This window comes from Micromonospora sp. NPDC005710 (genome assembly GCF_040630995.1).
In the GTDB taxonomy this organism is placed as follows: Bacteria; Actinomycetota; Actinomycetes; order Mycobacteriales; family Micromonosporaceae; genus Micromonospora.
Map to the genome: position 1 here is coordinate 200,001 of NZ_JBEXYP010000009.1, position 17,781 is coordinate 217,781.

The 17,781-nt window shown below is 70.8% G+C and carries 14 protein-coding genes and 1 pseudogene; 11 read left to right on the plus strand and 4 right to left on the minus strand.

Annotated elements, in window-relative coordinates:
- Positions 1-43: 43 nt before the first annotated feature.
- The 3 genes from ABZ406_RS15305 (at position 44) to ABZ406_RS15315 (ending at position 2,530) form a co-directional block, all read left to right on the plus strand.
- Positions 44-967, plus strand: a complete 924-nt coding sequence (locus ABZ406_RS15305; protein WP_357761034.1) for a sigma-70 family RNA polymerase sigma factor — start codon at positions 44-46, stop codon at positions 965-967.
- A 112-nt stretch (positions 968-1,079) separates the two neighbouring features.
- Positions 1,080-1,964, plus strand: coding sequence for an alpha/beta hydrolase (locus tag ABZ406_RS15310; protein ID WP_357761037.1), 885 nt, complete (start codon positions 1,080-1,082; stop codon positions 1,962-1,964).
- Positions 1,965-2,068: 104 nt separating this feature from the next.
- Positions 2,069-2,530 (plus strand): DUF5709 domain-containing protein, encoded by a 462-nt coding sequence (locus tag ABZ406_RS15315; RefSeq protein WP_357761039.1) that lies wholly within the window; start codon positions 2,069-2,071, stop codon positions 2,528-2,530.
- A gap of 54 nt (positions 2,531-2,584) precedes the next feature.
- Here ABZ406_RS15315 and ABZ406_RS15320 read toward each other — a convergent pair whose 3' ends face one another.
- Positions 2,585-4,165 (minus strand): DHA2 family efflux MFS transporter permease subunit, encoded by a 1,581-nt coding sequence (locus tag ABZ406_RS15320; RefSeq protein ID WP_357761042.1) that lies wholly within the window; start codon positions 4,163-4,165, stop codon positions 2,585-2,587.
- Positions 4,166-4,463: 298 nt separating this feature from the next.
- On the opposite strand from ABZ406_RS15320, the gene ABZ406_RS15325 reads away from it, so the two are divergent.
- The 4 genes and pseudogenes from ABZ406_RS15325 to ABZ406_RS15340 all read left to right on the plus strand — a co-directional run bounded on the left by ABZ406_RS15325 (position 4,464) and on the right by ABZ406_RS15340 (position 8,912).
- A complete protein-coding gene (locus ABZ406_RS15325; RefSeq protein WP_357761045.1) occupies positions 4,464-5,888 on the plus strand; it encodes an aldehyde dehydrogenase family protein in 1,425 nt (474 codons plus the stop codon).
- Positions 5,889-6,137: 249 nt separating this feature from the next.
- Positions 6,138-6,971 carry a helix-turn-helix transcriptional regulator gene (locus tag ABZ406_RS15330; RefSeq protein ID WP_357761048.1) on the plus strand — a complete coding sequence of 278 codons (834 nt, stop codon included), beginning with the start codon at positions 6,138-6,140 and terminating at the stop codon, positions 6,969-6,971.
- Between the two features lie 111 nt (positions 6,972-7,082).
- Positions 7,083-7,205, plus strand: a pseudogene (locus tag ABZ406_RS15335) (DUF2000 family protein); the annotation flags it as partial.
- A gap of 96 nt (positions 7,206-7,301) precedes the next feature.
- Positions 7,302-8,912, plus strand: coding sequence for a ricin-type beta-trefoil lectin domain protein (locus ABZ406_RS15340; protein ID WP_357761051.1), 1,611 nt, complete (start codon positions 7,302-7,304; stop codon positions 8,910-8,912).
- A 51-nt stretch (positions 8,913-8,963) separates the two neighbouring features.
- Here the strand turns inward: ABZ406_RS15340 and ABZ406_RS15345 are convergent, their stop codons facing one another.
- Both ABZ406_RS15345 and ABZ406_RS15350 read right to left on the minus strand, forming a co-directional pair.
- A complete protein-coding gene (locus ABZ406_RS15345) occupies positions 8,964-11,495 on the minus strand; it encodes an ABC transporter permease (RefSeq protein ID WP_357761053.1) in 2,532 nt (843 codons plus the stop codon).
- Positions 11,492-12,250 (minus strand): ABC transporter ATP-binding protein, encoded by a 759-nt coding sequence (locus tag ABZ406_RS15350; RefSeq protein WP_357761056.1) that lies wholly within the window; start codon positions 12,248-12,250, stop codon positions 11,492-11,494. Before ABZ406_RS15350 ends, ABZ406_RS15345 begins: the two co-directional genes overlap by 4 nt.
- 146 nt (positions 12,251-12,396) lie before the next feature.
- Here ABZ406_RS15350 and ABZ406_RS15355 point away from each other — a divergent pair, with 146 nt between their 5' ends.
- The 4 genes from ABZ406_RS15355 (at position 12,397) to sthA (ending at position 16,796) form a co-directional block, all read left to right on the plus strand.
- Complete coding sequence (locus ABZ406_RS15355) at positions 12,397-13,590, plus strand: histidine kinase (RefSeq protein WP_357761059.1); 1,194 nt, start codon at positions 12,397-12,399, stop codon at positions 13,588-13,590.
- Positions 13,587-14,225 carry a response regulator transcription factor gene (locus ABZ406_RS15360; protein WP_357761062.1) on the plus strand — a complete coding sequence of 213 codons (639 nt, stop codon included), beginning with the start codon at positions 13,587-13,589 and terminating at the stop codon, positions 14,223-14,225. Before ABZ406_RS15355 ends, ABZ406_RS15360 begins: the two co-directional genes overlap by 4 nt.
- A gap of 88 nt (positions 14,226-14,313) precedes the next feature.
- Complete coding sequence (locus tag ABZ406_RS15365) at positions 14,314-15,339, plus strand: fibronectin type III domain-containing protein (protein ID WP_357761065.1); 1,026 nt, start codon at positions 14,314-14,316, stop codon at positions 15,337-15,339.
- 53 nt (positions 15,340-15,392) lie between these two features.
- A complete protein-coding gene (sthA, locus tag ABZ406_RS15370; RefSeq protein ID WP_357761068.1) occupies positions 15,393-16,796 on the plus strand; it encodes a Si-specific NAD(P)(+) transhydrogenase in 1,404 nt (467 codons plus the stop codon).
- 11 nt (positions 16,797-16,807) lie between these two features.
- On the opposite strand, the gene ABZ406_RS15375 is transcribed toward sthA, so the two are convergent.
- The gene (locus ABZ406_RS15375; RefSeq protein ID WP_357761071.1) at positions 16,808-17,758 is read right to left on the minus strand and encodes a patatin-like phospholipase family protein; all 951 of its coding nucleotides are present in this window, start codon (positions 17,756-17,758) and stop codon (positions 16,808-16,810) included.
- Positions 17,759-17,781 lie beyond the last annotated feature (23 nt).

Sequence of the window (17,781 nt, forward strand, 5' to 3'; positions counted from 1 at the left end):
GAGCAATAGCGTTCAGGACGGGCTTTTCGGGGAGGAACTGGGCGTGACGCAGAGCGACGTAGAGCTGGTCGTGCTCGCCCAGGCGGGCGACCCCGCTGCGCTCGGTGCACTGCTGGCCCGGCACGAGGCGGCGATGCGGGCGGTGGCGCTGAGCGTCCTCGGCTACGGGCCGGACGCCGAGGACGCGGTGCAGGACGCGATGCTGGTGGCCCTGCGTCGGATCGGCGAGGTGCGCGACCCGGCAGCCGTCGGGCCGTGGTTGCGGGCCATCGTGCGTAACAACAGCCGGACGATGCTCCGGGCGCCACGAGCGGTCCCGGTCGCCGAACCGGAGTGGCTGGCCAGCCCGTCCGACGCCCCCACACCCGAGCAGGCGCTGGAGCAGAGCGCGATGCGCGACTGGGTGTGGCACGGCATCGGGCATCTGTCCGAGACCGACCGACTCGTCACCCTGCTCCGGTACTTCAGCGACGCGTCGTCGTACGAGCAGATCGCGGCGGTGTGCGGCGTGCCGGTCGGCACCGTCCGCAGCCGCCTCAGCCACGCCCGGCGCGCGCTCACCGCCGACCTGCGAACGACGACGGACGCGGCGCACCCGGACGCCACCGCGACGAACGACGCGCGCTGGCGTGAGGGCCACGACACGATCGCCACCGCGATGGACGGCGACTTCGACCGGGTGGTCCGCGAGAGCTGGTGGCCGCACGCCGAGATGATCGTGGCGGGTGGGCCGCGCGGCGGCCGCGACCTGGCGGTGACCGGCATGAACCGCGACCTGACCGCCGGGGTACGTCAGCGGCTGCGCAACGCGGTGGCCAGTGGCAACGTGCTGATCTGGGAGACCGACCTGATCAGCCCACCCGACGACCCGGACCACTGCCCGCCCGCAGCGCTGTGGTTGCAGGTTCTGCGTGGGGGCCGGGTGCGCCAACTCACCCTCTTCCACCCCGTCCCGGCGCGGGTCTGAAGAAACTCCCCGTCCGAGCGAACTTCTCCCCCGGCCCGTGCATCTGGTCCACGTCATGCACCAGTCGCCGTTTCGGCGGACGCCGCGCGGGTCTCGGATCGGGAGATAGTTCATGGGTTTCACCAGCAACGACGGCAGCGCCCTCGCATCGGGCGCCCACACGTTCACTGTGGACGGCGTTCGGCAGGTCTACCACGTCGCCGGCACCGGCCCGGTCTGCGTGGCGCACTCCGGCGGCCCGGGCATCGAATGGACGTACCTGCGGACGCCCAGCCTTGAGGCGCATTTCACAATGGTCTACGTCGAGCCGGTGGGTACGGGCGCATCGGGTCAGCTCGACAACTCCGACGGCTACCGTCTCGACACGTATGTCCGGTTCCTGCACGCCGTCGTCGAGCAACTCGGCGAACCCCGGGTGTACCTCCTCGGGCACTCGCACGGAGGTTTCGTCGTCCAGCGGTACGCGCTCGCGCATCCGGACCGGCTCGCAGGCCTCGCCCTGTACGACACCTCACCCGTCACCGGCGCCGAATTCTGGGCCGAGGCCATGGCCGGCCTCGCCGCCTACCCACAGCGGCACCCGGACCGGCCGGAGGCGGCGGCGGTTCCGGCGGCCTTCGCGCAGATCGGCGGCGCGACGGACGACGAGTCGCTGGGGGCCGCCCTGCGCGCCGCCCTGCCGGTGTACTTCGCAGACTTCTGGGGCCGAGAGTCCGAGTTCGCCCCGTTCCAGGCGGCCGTCCGGATCTGGGCGACGCCGGCCGGCGCCCAGGACCCCACACCCTTCGACGTACGAGGAAACCTCACTGAAATCACCGTGCCCGTCGTGGTGATCGTCGGTGCGTACGACTTCATCTGCGGCCCCCGCTGGGCCGAGCAGCTGCACGGAGGGCTTCCGGACTCCCGGCTGGTGACCTTGGAACGAAGCGGGCACTTCGCGCACATCGAGCAGCCGGCGGAGTTCACCGACGCCGTCGCGGAGCTGCTGAAGCGTTGATCCGCCGGGCCAGTTCGTCACAGCGGGCACACCCCGGGGTGCTGTCGCGTTGCACCGTCTTAGGCTGGGGCACTTTGGTGCACCGTGACGAAAGGGAGACCGCCGTGAGCCAGACCGAGCGGATGGATTCCGTCGACGAGTGGAACGTGGCCGAGGACGACGGGGTGCTGGACGCCTCCGACACCCTCGACGACGACCGGGTCGGCGACCCCCTCGACACCGGCATCGTCGCCGAGGACCACTGGACGGCGGCAAACCGGTTCGGCACCACGCCCGCCGAGGAGCGGGCGGGCGAGTCCCTGGACCAGTACCTCGCCCAGGAGGTGCCGGACGTCGACCCGTACGCCGAGGATGGCGACGACGAGGACGAGCTGACCCGCCGGGGGTACGAGGCGGAGGCGCGCGCCGGCCGTCTCGTCGCCTACGACGAGGGCGTCCGCGAGGACGACGAGGCCGAGTCGGTGGCGTGGGACGCCGGCATCGACGCTGGTGCCGCGAGCGCCGAGGAAGCGGCCATCCACGTGGTCGAGGACCCGGACGGGACCGGCGACGGCCCGTTGCGCTGACGCCGTACCCGCTGCGTCCGGCACCTCGTCGGGTGCCGGACGCAGCGGGGTCGGTCAGTGGATGACGACGGGCGTCTTGACCTGCTCGCCCTGCGGATCGTCGAGCTGCGCCGGCTGACGTCGGCGCGGCAGCAGTGCGGCCGGGACGAACGTGAGCACGACGAGCGCGAACGCGACCCAGAACGTGGTGGCGAACGACTTGGCGGCGAAGTCGAGCCCGCGCTCGATGAGCGACGGGTCCACCGGCATCTGCTGCAGCAGCTCCGGCCGCTGCTGGGAGGCGATGGCCAGCCCGGCCTCGGTGATCGGCTTGCCACTCTGGTCGACCAGGCCGGGGATCGGCCGGGAGCCGTTCAACTCGTTGGTGAGGATCACCGACATCACGGCGGCGCCGACCGATCCGCCGATCTGCTGGAGGATGTTGACGAGCGTCGAGCCGCGCGCCACCTCCTGCGCCTGCAACGTCCGTAGCGCCGACGTCATGATCGGCATCATCGTGCCGCCCATGCCCAGACCCATCACGAACAGCGACCCACCGAGCAGCCAGTACGACGTCTGCGGGTCGACCTGGGTGAAGCCGAAGAACCCGACGACGATGAGCCCCAGCGCGAACGGCACGGTACGCCCGATCGGCACCCGGTCGGCGAGTGTCCCGGCGATCGGCATGGTGATCATCGCGCCGATGCCCTGCGGGGCCATCAACAGGCCGGCGGTCAGCGTCGACTCGCCGCGCACCTGGAGGAAGTAGCTCGGGAACAGCAGGCCGGCGCCCATGAACGCGATGATGAACACGAACATCGTCACCGACGCGATGGTCAGGCTGCGGTTGCGGAACAGCCGCAGGTCGAGCAGCGGGTGCCGGGGCTTGAACGAGTAGAGCACGAACGCCACCACGAGCGCGCCGCCGACAAGCATCGGTGCCCAGACCTTGGCCTCGCCGAAGGAGCCCGCCTCCGGCAGGGACGACACGCCGTAGAGGAACAGGGCAAGACCGGGCGAGAGCATGAGCATGCCGACGAAGTCGAACGACTCCGACGGCTCGGGTGCGTCCTTCGGCAGCGCGAACTGCGCGTAGATCAGGGCGATCACGCCGATCGGCAGGTTGATCAGGAAGATCCAGTGCCAGCTCGCCGTGTCGATGAGCCAGCCGCCGAGGATCGGGCCGCCGATCGGCCCCAGCAGCATCGGGATGCCGAGCACCGCCATCAACCGGCCGATCCGTTGCGGGCCGGCCGCCCGGGTCATGATGGTCATGCCCAGCGGCATGAGCATGCCGCCACCGAGGCCCTGCAGGACCCGGTAGCCGATCAGCTCGCCGATCGTGTCGGCCATGGCGCAGAGCCCCGACCCGATGGTGAACAGGGCCAACGCCACCATGTAGAGCCGTTTGGTGCCGAACCGGTCCGCCGCCCACCCGCTGAGCGGGATCACTGTGGCGAGAGCGAGAGTGTAGGCGGTCATGGTCCAGGCGACGCGGGCGTAGGAGGCGTCGAACTCGTCCTGGAACTTGGGCAGCGCCACGCTGACCACAGTTACGTCGAGGATCGACATGATCGCGCCAAGGACGACGACGCCCGCCACCTTGAGCACCGCAGCGTCGAGTTTGTCCGATGTCGCGATGGATTGCTGTGTCACAAACTCTCCTGAAGTCGATTGAGCCGGCCGATGGTGGGCGGTGGCGGCGATGCCGCGCCTACCGGGCGCGGGGCGCGACGTGCCATGGCAGCGACGCGCCGAGGCAGACTAACCGCCAGTTGTGACGATTCGCCGCCGGTTTTCGTGACCGGCCGGCCACGTATCCGAACGGCCGTCCAGGTGCAGCCGCTCGTCGGGGTGGCGATCCGCCCGCGCCGATCGATCAGTAGCCAGGGATCAGGAAACCCTGGATAAACCGCACCTGGTTGGGGTCCCGGTACGGTGTGACGGTCGGTCCATGACACCTTCCACCTACACCGTCGCCGGCCACTGGATCGGTGGCGAGACCATCACCGGCTCCGCCGGCACCCTTCCCGTCGTGAACCCGGCCACCGGCGAGATCGTGGCCGAGACCCCGGCCGGCACCGCCGCCGACGTCGACAGGGCCGTCACCGCCGCCCGGGCGGCGTTCGCGGCCTGGTCGGCGACCACGCCGCAGCACCGGGCGGACGTGCTGCGCCGCCTCGGCGCCGGCCTGGCCGCCCGTGCGGAGGAGATCGCCCAGGCGATCACCGCCGAGATGGGCTCCCCTATCGGCATGTCCCGGACCGCCCAGGTCGCCTTCCCGGCCGCGGTGGTCGAATCCATCGCCGGCCTGGCCGACGACTTCGCCTGGACCGAAGACGTCGGCAACTCGCTCATCGTCCGCGAGCCCATCGGCGTGGTCGGCGCGATCACACCGTGGAACTTTCCGCTCCAGCAGATCGTCTCCAAGCTGGCGCCGGCCCTGCTCGCCGGCAACACGATGGTCTTCAAGCCGTCCGAGAACGCCCCGCTGACCGCACGCATCCTCGCCGAGGCCGCCGCCGAGGCCGGCGTACCGGCGGGTGTCTTCAACGTCGTCTACGGCACGGGCGCGACAGTCGGTGAGGCGATCTCCGCCCACCCGGACATCGACATGATCTCGTTCACCGGGTCCACCCGAGCCGGGCAGCGGATCTCCGCGGTGGCCGCGGCGACAGTCAAGCGCGTCGCGCTGGAACTGGGAGGCAAGGGCGCGAACATCATCCTCGACGACGCGGACCTGCCCACCGCCGTGCAGCAGGGCGTGATGATGGCGTTCGCCAACGGTGGCCAGGTCTGCGGCGCGTGGCCGCGGATGCTGGCGCCGACCGCGCGTCAGGACGAGGTCGTGGCGTTGGCCGTCGAGGCCGCGAAGCAGTACACGGTCGGCGACCCGGGCGACGAGGCCACCCGGATCGGCCCGATGGCGTCCGAGGCCCACCGGCAGAAGGTCGTCGGTTACATCGAGCGGGGCATCGCCGACGGTGCCCGGCTCGTGTTCGGCGGCCCAGAGCGACCCGAGGGGTTGACCGTCGGGGCCTACCTCCAGCCGACGATCTTCGCCGACGTCGATCCGGCCTCCGCGATCGCCCAGGACGAGATCTTCGGCCCGGTGCTGACGATCATCCCGTACGCCGACGAGGAGGAGGCCGTGGCCATCGCCAACGGCACGCTGTACGGCCTGACCAGCGGCGTCTTCGGTGAGCCGGAGCACGCCATGGCGGTCGCCCGGCGGCTGCGCGTGGGCCAGGTCGACGTGAACGCCGGCCACTGGAACCCGCTCGCCCCGTTCGGCGGTTACAAGCACTCCGGCAACGGCCGCGAGTTCGGCCGGCTGGGCCTGGAAGAGTTCCTGGAAACCAAGTCCATTCAGCGCTGACCCCCCGCCCACGCCCCGCCCCCGCCCCGCCCCCGCCCCGCCCCGCCGTAGACCCGCGCCGATCTTGCACTTTCGGTCGCCGACATGGGCTGATACACCCCTTATGTCCCGACAGAAAGTGCAAGATCGCGAGACCCCGGGCGGGGGGTGGGACCGGGGGCGGGGGGTGGGGGTGGAACAGCGGGCCTGGGCTGCTGTGTTGGACTCGATGTGCCGGTTCACCGCTGGCGCCCACCGATCGGAGACACCGTGGACCGGGCTCAACTCGCCAGCTTCCTGCGCACCCGCCGTGCGGCGCTCCAGCCCGAGGACGTCGGGCTGCCCCGGGGTCCGCGCCGGCGGACCGGTGGGCTGCGGCGCGAGGAAGTCGCCACGATGAGCGGGATGTCCACCGACTACTACAGCCGGTTGGAGCAGCAGCGCGGGCCGCACCCGTCGGAGCAGATGCTCGCCGCCCTCGCTCGTGGCCTGCGGCTCTCCCTCGCTGAGCGGGATCACCTCTTCCAGCTCGCCGGTCACGCCGTTCCGCGCCGGGCGGTGCGGGCCGACCATGTGAACCCAGGCATGATGCGCATCCTCGACCGGATGCACGACACCCCGGCCCAGGTGGTGAACCACCTCGGCGAGACCCTGGCGCAGACCGCCCCCGCTGTCGCCCTGCTCGGGGACGAGACCCGGTACACCGGGTTGGCGCGCAGCGCGCACCACCGCTGGTTCACCGACCCGGCGGCACGGCAGTTGCACCCGGCGGAGGACCACCAGACGCAGAGTCGCCTGCTCGTGGCGCACCTGCACGCGGCGTACACCAGTGACGGGCGCGGCTCGCGGGCCGCCGCGCTCGTCGGCGACCTCCTGGCCAGGAGCCCGGAGTTCGCCCGACTGTGGCGGGAGCACCCGGTGCCGGCCGGCTACTGCCCGCCCAAGCACTTCGTCCACCCGGAGGTCGGCGCGTTGGAGCTGCACTGCCAGACGCTTGTCGACCCCGACCAGTCCCAGACGCTGTTGGTCTTCACCGCAGTGCCCGGGTCGCCGAGCGACGAGAAGCTGCGCCTGCTCGCCGTCATCGGCGGCCAGCTCGTCTGAGCGCGGTCAGCTCCGGGCGGGATAGCGGGCCGGGCTGACACCCAGGTAACGCCGAAAGTGGCGGCTCAGGTGCGCCTGCGGCGTCGACGGCGGCGGCGACCAGACCGGCGCAGGGACAACCGCGCCGCCGTCCGGGCTGTCGAACGGGAGAAGCTCGACGTGGTCGGCCTGGCGCTGCACGCGCCGCGCAACGTGGTGGACAAGGTGCTCAAGGGCGCGTGCATGCACCCGTAACGGCATCCGTGGCGACGAAGGCATTGATATCGGTGTGTATGACTGTAATGATTAACAGAGTTTACAGTTGTTTCGCCGCCCCGGAAGGACCCGCACATGGCGCGACGATCGGCCGGGCCCATGCCCCGCCTCCCCCGCATCAGACTGACCTCCGCGCTCGCTGCGGCCCTGCTCGCCGTGCCGACCGGCCTGGTCGTCGGGGCCACGCCCGTGATGGCCGCCGCAACAGGCGCCATCACCGGGTACGGCGGCAAGTGCGTCGACGTGGCCACCGCGAGCTCGGCCAACAACACCCCCGTCCAACTCTTCACCTGCAACGGCTCCACCGCGCAACAGTGGACGGTGGCCGACGACGGCACGATCCGGGCGCTGGGCAAGTGCCTGGACATCGCCGCCGCCAGCACCGCCAACGGCGCCCGGGTGCAGATCTACGACTGCAACGGCACCGGGGCGCAGCAGTGGTCGTCGAGCGCCGGGCAACTCGTCAACCCGACCTCGGGCAAGTGTGTCGACGCGACAGGGACCAGCTCGGCCGACGGCACCCCGCTGCAGATCTGGACCTGCACCGGCACTGCCAACCAGGCCTGGGTGCTGCCCACCGGCGGCACCACCCCGCCGCCCTCGGGAGGTTTCACCCACCCCGGCGTGCTGGTCAGCCGGGGCCAGCTCGACTTCGTCCGCGGTCGGGTGCAGGCCGGCGCGCAGCCCTGGGCGGCCTCCTACAGCCAGATGATGAGCAGCCGGTACGCCTCGCTGTCGCGTACCCCGGCACCCCGTTCGGTGGTCGAGTGCGGTTCCTACTCCAACCCGAACAACGGCTGCACCGAGGAGCGGGAGGACGCCATCGCGGCGTACACCGACGCGCTCGCCTGGTACTTCACCGGCGACGCCCGGTACGCGCAGAAGTCGATCCAGATCATGGACGCCTGGTCGGCCACCATCACCGCCCACACCGGCAGCAACGCCCCGTTGCAGACCGGCTGGGCGGCCTCGGTCTGGCCCCGGGCCGCAGAGATCATCAAGTACACGTACACGAGCTGGCCCAACGCGAACCGCTTCGCCACCATGCTGCGCAACGTCTACCTGCCGATGGTGCGCAACGGGTCGAACAGCAACGGCAACTGGGAACTGACCATGATGGAGGCCACCGTCGGCATCGCGGTCTTCCTGGAGGACCGGGCCGTGTACGACGCGGCGACCACCCGGTTCCTCAACCGCGCCCGGGCCTTCGTCTACCTGCCCAGCGACGGCGCGTTGCCGTACACGATGCCCGGCAGCGGTCTGGACACCAGCGCGGAGATCATCGGCTACTGGCAGGGCCAGTCCACCTTCGTCGCCGGCCTCGCCCAGGAGACCTGCCGCGACTTCGTCCACACCGGGTACGGGATCTCCGCCATCTCGCACGTCGCGGAGACCTCCCGAATCCAGGGGCGGGACCTGTACCCACAGGTCGGTGAGCGACTGCGGCAGGCGCTCGGCTTCCACTCGCGCTACCAGCTCGGGGAGGCGCCGCCCTCCTGGCTCTGCGGCGGCAGCCTCACCCGGGGCCTCGGCCCGATCACCGAGGTCGGGTTCAACGCGATGAGCACCAGGTTGGGCAACATCATGACCAACACGCAGACCCTCACGCTGCAACAACGCCCCGCCGGCACCAACAACCTCTTCATCGCCTGGGAGACGCTCACCCACGCCAGCAACCCCAACTGAGCAGGCCGTCGTGGGGCGGCGCGAACGTGCGGCGCCACCCCACGACGGTGCTCAGTTGTCGGACCCCAGCGCCACCACCGGGCTGACCCGCGACGCCCGACGGGCCGGAAGCACCCCGGCCAGCGCGGTCAACCCGACAAGCACCACGAACAGCCCGGCGAGCGGCAGCAGCGGCGCGGTCAGCGGTGCCTCGATCCCGAGGGTCTGGACCGCCAACCAGGCGTACGGGATGCCGAGCACCAGGCCGATGGTCGCGCCGATCACCCCGTACAGGCCGGACTCGACGGTCAGCATGGTGCGCAGGCCCGTCCGGGACAGCCCGATCGCCCGGAGCAACCCGGACTCGCGGACCCGCTCCACCACCGACAGCGCGGTCGTGGAGCCCACGCCGACGACTGCGATCAGCACGGTCAGGCCGACCAGACCGACAGCGATCCGGACCAGGTCGCGCACCAGCGCGTCGTTGCGGTCCCGTTCGTCAGCGAGCACCGCGAGACCCACCCCGTCGCTGCCCCCGATCGCCTGCCGCAGCGCCCGCACACCGGCGGTGCGACCGTCCTCGCCGGCCCCGGCCGCGTCGGCGAGCAGACCGGTGTACGCGGCCGGCACGCCGAGCCGGTCCAGGTCGGCCGGATCGGCGAGGATGCCCGCGTGCAGCGGCCCGTCACCGGGCAGGACCGCGGCGACCCGCACGTCGACAGTGCGGGTGGCGACGGCGAGTGTCACAGTGTCGCCGGCCCGCAGACCCGCGTCCCACGCGACCCAACTGTTCAGCACGATCCGGCCGGGGCCACGATCGGTCAGGCTGCCCTGGGCCACGTCCAGGTCACCGGTGCTCGGCAACGACGCCAGGTCCAGGTCGCTCGTCGGGTACCCGGACTCGACGTCACCGAGCTTGTCGGCGCCGTGCAGCAGCGTGGCGTCGTCGACCCTCCGGTACGGCACCACCCTCGCGAGCGCGCCGCGTGCCGCCTCGGCCCGGGTCACCACTGCCGGCGGCAGTGTTCCACCGTTCGTGGTGACCTCGAAGTCGGTCGGGGCCGAGAGCGCCATCTCGCGGTCGGCGAGGATCTGCAACGACGCGCCGCCGATGACCACCCCGGAGATCAGGGTCACGCCGAGCGCGACCACGACGGAGACCGCGGCGGCCCGGCGCGGCGTCCCGCCGACTCCGCCCACTGACATGCGCCCGAGCGGCCCGAGCTGACGCAGCGGCCAACCCACCACCGCCAGCACCGGACGCACCAGCAGCGGCCCGAGGGCCACCAGCGCGAGGAACGCCAGCGCGCCGGACCCGACCAGCAGGAGCACCGGCATCGACGGGTCGTAGTTCCCGTGGTCCGGCTTCGGCAACCGGCTGATAGTCCCGACGGCCGCCAGGATCGCACCGACGGCCAGGAGCAGCCCGATGACCAGACGCGACACCCCGATGCCGCGCCGGCCGGCGGTGACACTCGCCGCCCGCAGTGCCTCCAGCGGGGCGACCCGGGCGGCGGAGAGCGCCGGTGCCAAAACGGCCAGCACGGTGATCACGACGGCGCCGATCACCACAGTGACCGCCGTGGCCAGTGGCAGGCCCGGCGAGGAGACCTCGTGGCCGGTGGCGCGCAGGATCGCCGGCAGCGCGTATCCGAGGGTGAGAGCGCCGGCGACCCCGACGACGCCGGCGACGAGCCCGGTGAGGGCTCCCTCGGCGGTCATCGCCGCCACCAGTGTGCCCCGACCGGCGCCGACCGCCCGCAGCAGCGCGAGTTGCCGCATCCGCTGGGCGAAGACGATGCGGAAGGTCGAGGTGACCACCAGCGCCGCCGCGACGACCGCGATGGAGACGAACATGCCGACCAGGACGAAGAGTTTCCCGACCTGCTGGGCCACCGCCTCGGCCTCGGCCTCGCGCACCTCGGCGCCGGAGCGGATCGGCTGGCCGGCGACCACCGCGGACACCCGTTGGCGTACCGCGTCGGCCGAAGCGCCGGGGGTCACCCGCAGGTCGACGCGCTCCACTGTCGTCAGGCGCGCCCAGGCGATCACGGCGCTCTCCGGGGCGTACGCGTCGTAGCCGGCGTCGGCGTCGGTCTCCACCAGGCCGGTCACGGTGAGCGGCGCGGGCGTGGTGAGTTCACCGCCGGCGCCGGTCGTGGTGGTGCCGACCGACAGCCCGAGCCGTTCGGCAGTGCGCGGCGTGATCGCGATCTCGCCGGGCCTTTCGGGGTAACTGCCCTCGATCACCCGGACCGTGCTCAGCGGGCCGGTGCCCGGATCGGCGTGGAGGTTGAGGTACCCCTCACCGATGGAGACCCCGGTCGACACCCGGGCCACCGCCTCGGCCACACCGGGCACGGCCCGGATCTGCCGCACGTCCGTCACCGTGGGTGGCGGCACGTCGACTTTCCCGATCACCAGGTCGGTGACGGCCGGGGTGCCGCTGAGGTTGTCCCGCACTGTGCGTTCGGTGATCTGCAGCACCAGCACGGTGCCGAAGACGACGAACGACGCGACCAGGATCGCCAGGCCGGTCAGGATCAGCCGGCCGGGCCGCCGGGCGGCGGCGGTCGTCTGGGTACGCAGCACTGTCGCTCTCATGCGCGGGCCGCCAGGTCACGCAGGGCGTCGGTGACCGACACCTGGTCCGGCTTGTCGATCTCGCCGGCCAACCGCCCGTCGGCGAGCAGCACCACCCGGTCGGCGTACGCGGCGGCGATCGGGTCGTGCGTGACCATCACGACGGTCTGACCGAGGTCGCGTACCGAGTCGCGCAGGATGGTGAGCACCTCCGCGCCGGAGCGGGAGTCGAGGTTACCGGTCGGCTCGTCGGCGAAGACGACCTCGGGCCGTGCCACGAGCGCCCTTGCCATCGCCACCCGCTGCTGCTGACCGCCGGACAGCTCGCTGGGGCGGTGGTTGAGGCGGTCGCCGAGGCCCAGCACCCGCACGAGGTGCGCGAGGAGTTCAGCGTCGGGCTGCCGACCGGCGAGGTCGAGTGGCAGGGTGATGTTCTGCGCGGCGGTGAGCTGCGGCAGCAGGTTGAACGACTGGAAGACGAACCCGATCCGCTCTCGGCGAACCCGGGTCAGCGTCCGGTCCGACTGGCCGGTCAGGTCCGTGCCGCTGAGCAGGACGCGACCGGAGGTGGCCGTGTCGAGGCCGGCGAGGCAGTGCATCAGGGTCGACTTGCCGGACCCGGACGCGCCCATGATCGCGGTGAACTCGGCCCGGCCGAAGCCGACCGAGACCCCGTCCAGGGCACGGACGGCGGTGTCGCCGCTGCCGTACACCTTCACCAGGTCGACCGCGGCGACCGCGGCGTGGCTGGTCTGCGGCGGGGCATGGGTTGTCATCGTTCCTCCAGTGGCTGCGTGGTGACCCGGGAAGCGTCGCCGCCGCCGGCCGGTGGGCACATCGGCCCGGGGCCGGGTGTCGCCGGTGCCGGGTCTGCCTTTTGGCCGATCCGCCACGTCCCTCCGGCTGGCTACGCTGGGTCACCATGAGCACGCCGGATCTTCGACGCTGGTGGGTACGCCTGGCCCAGGCCGCCGGGTTGGTGGCCATGGGGCTGCTCGTCCTCTTCGATCTACGGTTCGGCACACCGCAGAGCCTGGCCGCTCTCGTGCTCCTGCTGGTGCGGATGGGGCTGGCGGTGGCAACGGTGCCGCTCTGGCTGCCGGTGCACCGGTTGGGTTCGCGGCTGCTGCCGCTGGCCGCGCTGGTGCTCGCCTGCGCGTCACTGGCCGTGACGGCGGCTGTCGTGGTCGTCTTCGACGGCAGTTATCTGATCAGCGGCAGTTGGGGGCTCGCCGAGTCGGCCGGGCTGATCGGGGTGGTCTTCGTGGTGGCCCGCTGGGGCGCGCCGCGGCTCGCCCCGTGGGCGGCGGCGGCCGCCGGGCTCGCCGTGGCCGCGTTGCCGCTGCGCGTCGGCGCCGAGAGCCTGTTGGTGATCTTCGGTCTGCTCCAGGTGCTCGCCGCTGCCGGCGCCGCCGGAGTGGGGATCTACCTGCGCATCATGGCGGCCGGCCGGGAGCGGGCCATCGCACTGGTGCGGGCCGAGCAGCGGGCCGAGTTCGCCCGGGATCTGCACGACTTCATCGCCCACCATGTCACCGGCATCGTGGTGCAGGCACAGGGTGCCCGGTTCGTCGCCGAACAGGACCCGCAACGGGTGATCGTCGCCCTGGCGCAGATCGAGCGGGCCGGCGCGGAGACGATGGCCTCGATGCGGCGGATGGTCGGGATCCTGCGCAACCCGGACGCCCCGCCGGACGCCCCGCTGGCGCCACTGGCCGGGGTGACCGAGTTGGAGCCGCTGCTGAACGGATTCAACGGCGCGGCGAACGCGCCGGCGCTGCTGCACGTCGACGGCGACCTGGACGGACTGCCGGTGGAGGTCTCCACGTCGGCGTACCGGGTGGTCATGGAAGGGCTCACCAACACCCGCCAGCACGCGCCGGACGCCCGATCCGTCGACGTCGCCGTGCGGCGTACCCCGGACTGGTTGCTGATCCGGGTCGCCGACGACGGCACGTCGCCGCGTACGGCGTCGGCCCGCGGGCACGGTTTCGGTCTGATCGGCCTCACCGAGCGGGTACGCGCCCTCGGTGGCACGATCACCGCCGGGCCGGGCGTCGCCGGTGGCTGGGTGCTCGACGCGGCGTTCCCACTCCAGGTGGCGGTGACGCGGTGATCCGGGTGCTGATCGCCGATGACCAGGCCATGGTCCGGACCGGTTTCGGCATGATCATCGGCGCCCAGTCGGACCTGGAGGTGGTCGGCGAGGCCGCCGACGGCGTCCAGGCCGTCGAACTGGCGCGACGACTGCGTCCGGACGTGGTGCTGCTGGACATCCGGATGCCCCGCCTCGACGGTCTCGAGGCACTGCGGCTGCTCGCGGGGCCGGGCGTCGCCGACCCGATCCGGGTGGTCGTCGTGACGACCTTCGACCTCGACGAGTACGTGCACACCGCGCTCTCCAACGGCGCCTGCGGCTTCCTGCTCAAGGATTCCGGCCCGGCACTGCTGGTGGAGGCGGTCCGCGCGGCCGTGTCCGGCGACGCGCTGATCAGTCCATCGATCACGGTACGGCTGTTGGCGCACCTCAGTTCGCCCGCTCCGGCGCGCGACGACGGAGGCCTGTCGCCACGGGAACTCGACGTGGTGAAGCTCGTCGCCCGGGGTCTGACCAACGCCGAGATCGCTACCCGACTCTTCATCGCCGTGGGCACTGTCAAGACGCACCTGGCGAGCGTGCAGATGAAACTCGCCGCCCGCAACCGGGTGGAGATCGCCGCCTGGGCCTGGGAACGCCGTCTCGTCGGCTGACGGGACAACGCCGCGACCACCGCCGACATATCATCGTCATCAGTCGATGACTGGTCCGCTGCGGTCACCGAAGGCGAGGCGATCAACAATGCGCGATCATCCGAGGCGCGGCGTCCGGTCCAGGGCCGCCGCACTGGCCGCCTGCACGCTCACCACACTCCTGGTGGCGATGGGCACGACCCCGGCGTACGCCGCTGCCGACGACACCGAGCGCCCCACCGCCCCCGGCCCGATCACTGTCGTCGCCGTCGACACCACCTGGGTCGAGTTGACCTGGGCCGCCTCGACCGACAACGTGGGCGTGGTCCGTTACCCGGTCTCCGCGCGGTTCGAGGACAACGGCCTGACCTGGTCGACCGACACCAACAGCATTCGGGTCACCGGCCTGCGGCCGTCGCGCACCTACACCTTCTACGTGACGGCGGTGGACGCGGCCGGCAACACCTCACCGTCGACCGCACCCCTGCGGTTGACCATGCCCCCGGGGGACGACCAACCGCCGGGCGCGCCCGGTCAGCCGGTGGCGAGCGACGTCACCGCCACGGGGGTCCGGCTGCGCTGGGCGCCCTCGGTGGAGAACGGGGCGGTCGAACGGTACGAGGTGTTCCGGGTGGATGCCGGCGGCGCTCTCACCCTGGTCCGCGACGTTTCCCAGTACCCGCCCAACAACAGTGCCCAGATCAGCGGGTTGACGCCGAACACCACGTACACCTTCGTGGTGCGCGCCCGCGACGAGGTCGGGCTCCTGTCCCCACTGTCCGCGCCGACCACCGTCACCACCCTGCCACCACCGCCGAGCTGCACGGTCCGGTCCGTCGTGGGGCAGTGGTCGGACGGCTTCGTGGCGGGCCTGACCATCACGAACACCGGCACCACAGCGGTCAACGGGTGGACGATGACGTGGCGGTTCTGGGCCAGCCAGCAGGTCCACGGCATCTGGGGCGCGAAGGTCGTCGACCGTCTCAACAACAGCTACCTGCGGGTGGGCGACACCGCTCGCAACGCGATGATCCCGGCCGGCGGCAGCGTCTCGCTGGGGCTCGTCGCCTCCGGCACGCAACTGCCGGAGGAGGTCACGCTGAACGGTGGCCTCTGCGTGGTGGCGGACGAATAACGCTCGGCTCCGGGGTCTGGCGCCAGTCGCGACATCTTGCGACGCTATCGGTTGTGTATGACTACGACCTGTTGGTGCTGGGCTCCGGACCCAGCGGTCAGAAGGCCGCGATCGCTGCCGCCAAGCTCGGCAGGCGGGTCGGCATCGTGGACCGCCGCGACATGATCGGTGGGGTGTGCATCAACACCGGCACCGTCCCCTCCAAGACGCTGCGCGAGGCCGTTCTCTATCTGACCGGGCTGAGCCAGCGGGACCTCTACGGCAGCAGCTACCGGGTCAAGGACGAGATCACGGTCAGTGACCTGACGGCCCGCACCCAGCACGTGATCACCCGGCAGACCGACGTCATCCGCAACCAACTGGCTCGTAACCGGGTCTCGATGATCACCGGCACCGGCCGTTTCGGGGACGCGCACTCGATCTGGGTCGACAACGGCTCCGGCCACGAGTCGAAGGTGACCTTCGACAAGGCCATCATTGCCGCGGGCACCCGCCCGGCCCGCCCGGACAGCGTCGACTTCGACGACCGGACGATCGTGGACTCCGACGGCGTCATCAACCTTCAGGCCGTCCCCCGCAGCATGGTCGTGGTCGGCGCCGGCGTGATCGGCATGGAGTACGCGTCGATGTTCGCCGCACTCGGCACCAAGGTGACGGTGGTGGAACGCCGCGAGCGGATGTTGGATTTCTGCGACGACGAGGTCGTCGAGTCACTCAAGTACCACCTGCGCGACCTGTCCGTGGCGTTCCGCTTCGGTGAGGAGGTCGCCGCCGTGGAGAAGCACCAGACGGCGGCGCTGTGCATCCTCAAGAGCGGCAAGAAGATCGTCGCGGACACGGTGATGTACTCGGCCGGGCGGCAGGGGCAGACCGACGACCTGGCGTTGGAGGCGGCCGGGCTGGAGGCGGACCGACGTGGCCGGATCACCGTGGACACCAACTACCGCACCACAGTGGAGAACATCTACGCCGTCGGCGACGTGATCGGCTTTCCCGCGCTCGCGTCCACCTCGATGGAGCAGGGTCGGCTGGCCGCGCAACACGCCTGCGGTGAGCCGATCCGCGAGATGCCCGGCCTGCAACCGATCGGCATCTACACGATTCCGGAGATCAGCTTCGTCGGGCAGACCGAGGCTCAGCTGACCGAGAGCTCGACACCGTTCGAGGTGGGCGTCGCCAGGTACCGGGAGCTGGCCCGGGGCCAGATCGTCGGTGATTCGTACGGCATGCTCAAGCTGCTCGTCTCCCCCGATGACGGCCGACTGCTCGGGGTGCACGTGTTCGGCACGGCCGCCACCGAGATCGTCCACATCGGGCAGGCGGTGATGGGCTGCGGCGGCACCATCGACTACCTGATCGACGCGGTGTTCAACTACCCGACGCTCGCCGAGGCGTACAAGGTCGCCGCCCTGGACGCGTCAAACAAGATCCGCAACATCACCCGCATCGACGGCTAGCGGGCAGGCGCTCAGCTCCCGGAGCTGACCGCCTGCGCTGTGGTGGCCGCCTGGTCGGGATCAGTGGGGTGCGTCGCGTCTTCACCCTGCGCCTCACTCCCGAGGCCGGCGAGCGCGCTCATCGCATCCGCGTAGCCCATCTCCTCGAGCACTGCCAGTTTCGACCTGTCGGTCTCCAACCGGTGCCCGAGCCGACTCTGGTCGAGCGGCGCGATTCTGACGAGCCGAACACCCCCGACCTGGGTCGCGTCCATGAGGTCCTCCACCGCCGCCCCCAGCGGATTTCGCGTAAGGAGAAGGTGTCGGATCTGCGGAGGAAGCACCGGTAGGAGCTGCACCACAAGGGACTCCCGACCCTCCAACTCGCGCCCGAGATTGGACTTGGCAACGCTCGATATGGCGATCAGCGTCTGGGGATTCTTCCGAAGAGCTCGGAGCGCAGGCAGTGGATCGGTGATCCCGCCATCGAGGTAACGGCGTCCGCCGATGCGGACCCTGGGTGGGTAGAGGATTGGAACGGCCATGGTCCCGACGAGGGCCTGGTACACCTCGTCAGCTGTTCGCGCGGAGGAAAGGTCGAGATAGAACGCGGTCCCGCTTTTGGCATCCGTCAGTGCCACTTCGAAGGTGAACCCTCCATCACCGAAGGTTTCCGGCGCGACGTGGGTCACCTTCACTATGACGTCCACGAGATGATTGACGTCGACGATGCGCCGAAGCCGCCACAGATTGATGAATCGGTTACCCTGTAACTCCCGCAGGAGCAGGTCCCCCATCTCGGCCACCGACAACCCCTCGGGCGTGGCGATTTTGGCAGCCAGAACGGCTCCGGCGACACAACCGGCGCTCGTGGCATGGATCGAGCGCACCTCAGGCGCCAGGCCCTTGTCGACCAGAGCGCGAACCGCGCCGAGACAGTAGATGGATCGCATGGCTCCGCCCTGGATCGCGACTGAGATCACCCTGCACTCCTTTGGCCTGACAT

What these genes read in the sequence shown, in the direction of transcription:
- ABZ406_RS15355 (WP_357761059.1), top strand. Translation starts at nt 12,397, where the DNA reads ATGAGCACGCCGGATCTTCGACGCTGGTGGGTACGCCTGGCCCAGGCC.
- ABZ406_RS15340 (WP_357761051.1), top strand. Translation starts at nt 7,302, where the DNA reads ATGGCGCGACGATCGGCCGGGCCCATGCCCCGCCTCCCCCGCATCAGA.
- ABZ406_RS15365 (WP_357761065.1), top strand. Translation starts at nt 14,314, where the DNA reads ATGCGCGATCATCCGAGGCGCGGCGTCCGGTCCAGGGCCGCCGCACTG.
- ABZ406_RS15310 (WP_357761037.1), top strand. Translation starts at nt 1,080, where the DNA reads ATGGGTTTCACCAGCAACGACGGCAGCGCCCTCGCATCGGGCGCCCAC.
- ABZ406_RS15325 (WP_357761045.1), top strand. Translation starts at nt 4,464, where the DNA reads ATGACACCTTCCACCTACACCGTCGCCGGCCACTGGATCGGTGGCGAG.
- ABZ406_RS15345 (WP_357761053.1), bottom strand. Translation starts at nt 11,495, where the DNA reads ATGAGAGCGACAGTGCTGCGTACCCAGACGACCGCCGCCGCCCGGCGG.
- ABZ406_RS15350 (WP_357761056.1), bottom strand. Translation starts at nt 12,250, where the DNA reads ATGACAACCCATGCCCCGCCGCAGACCAGCCACGCCGCGGTCGCCGCG.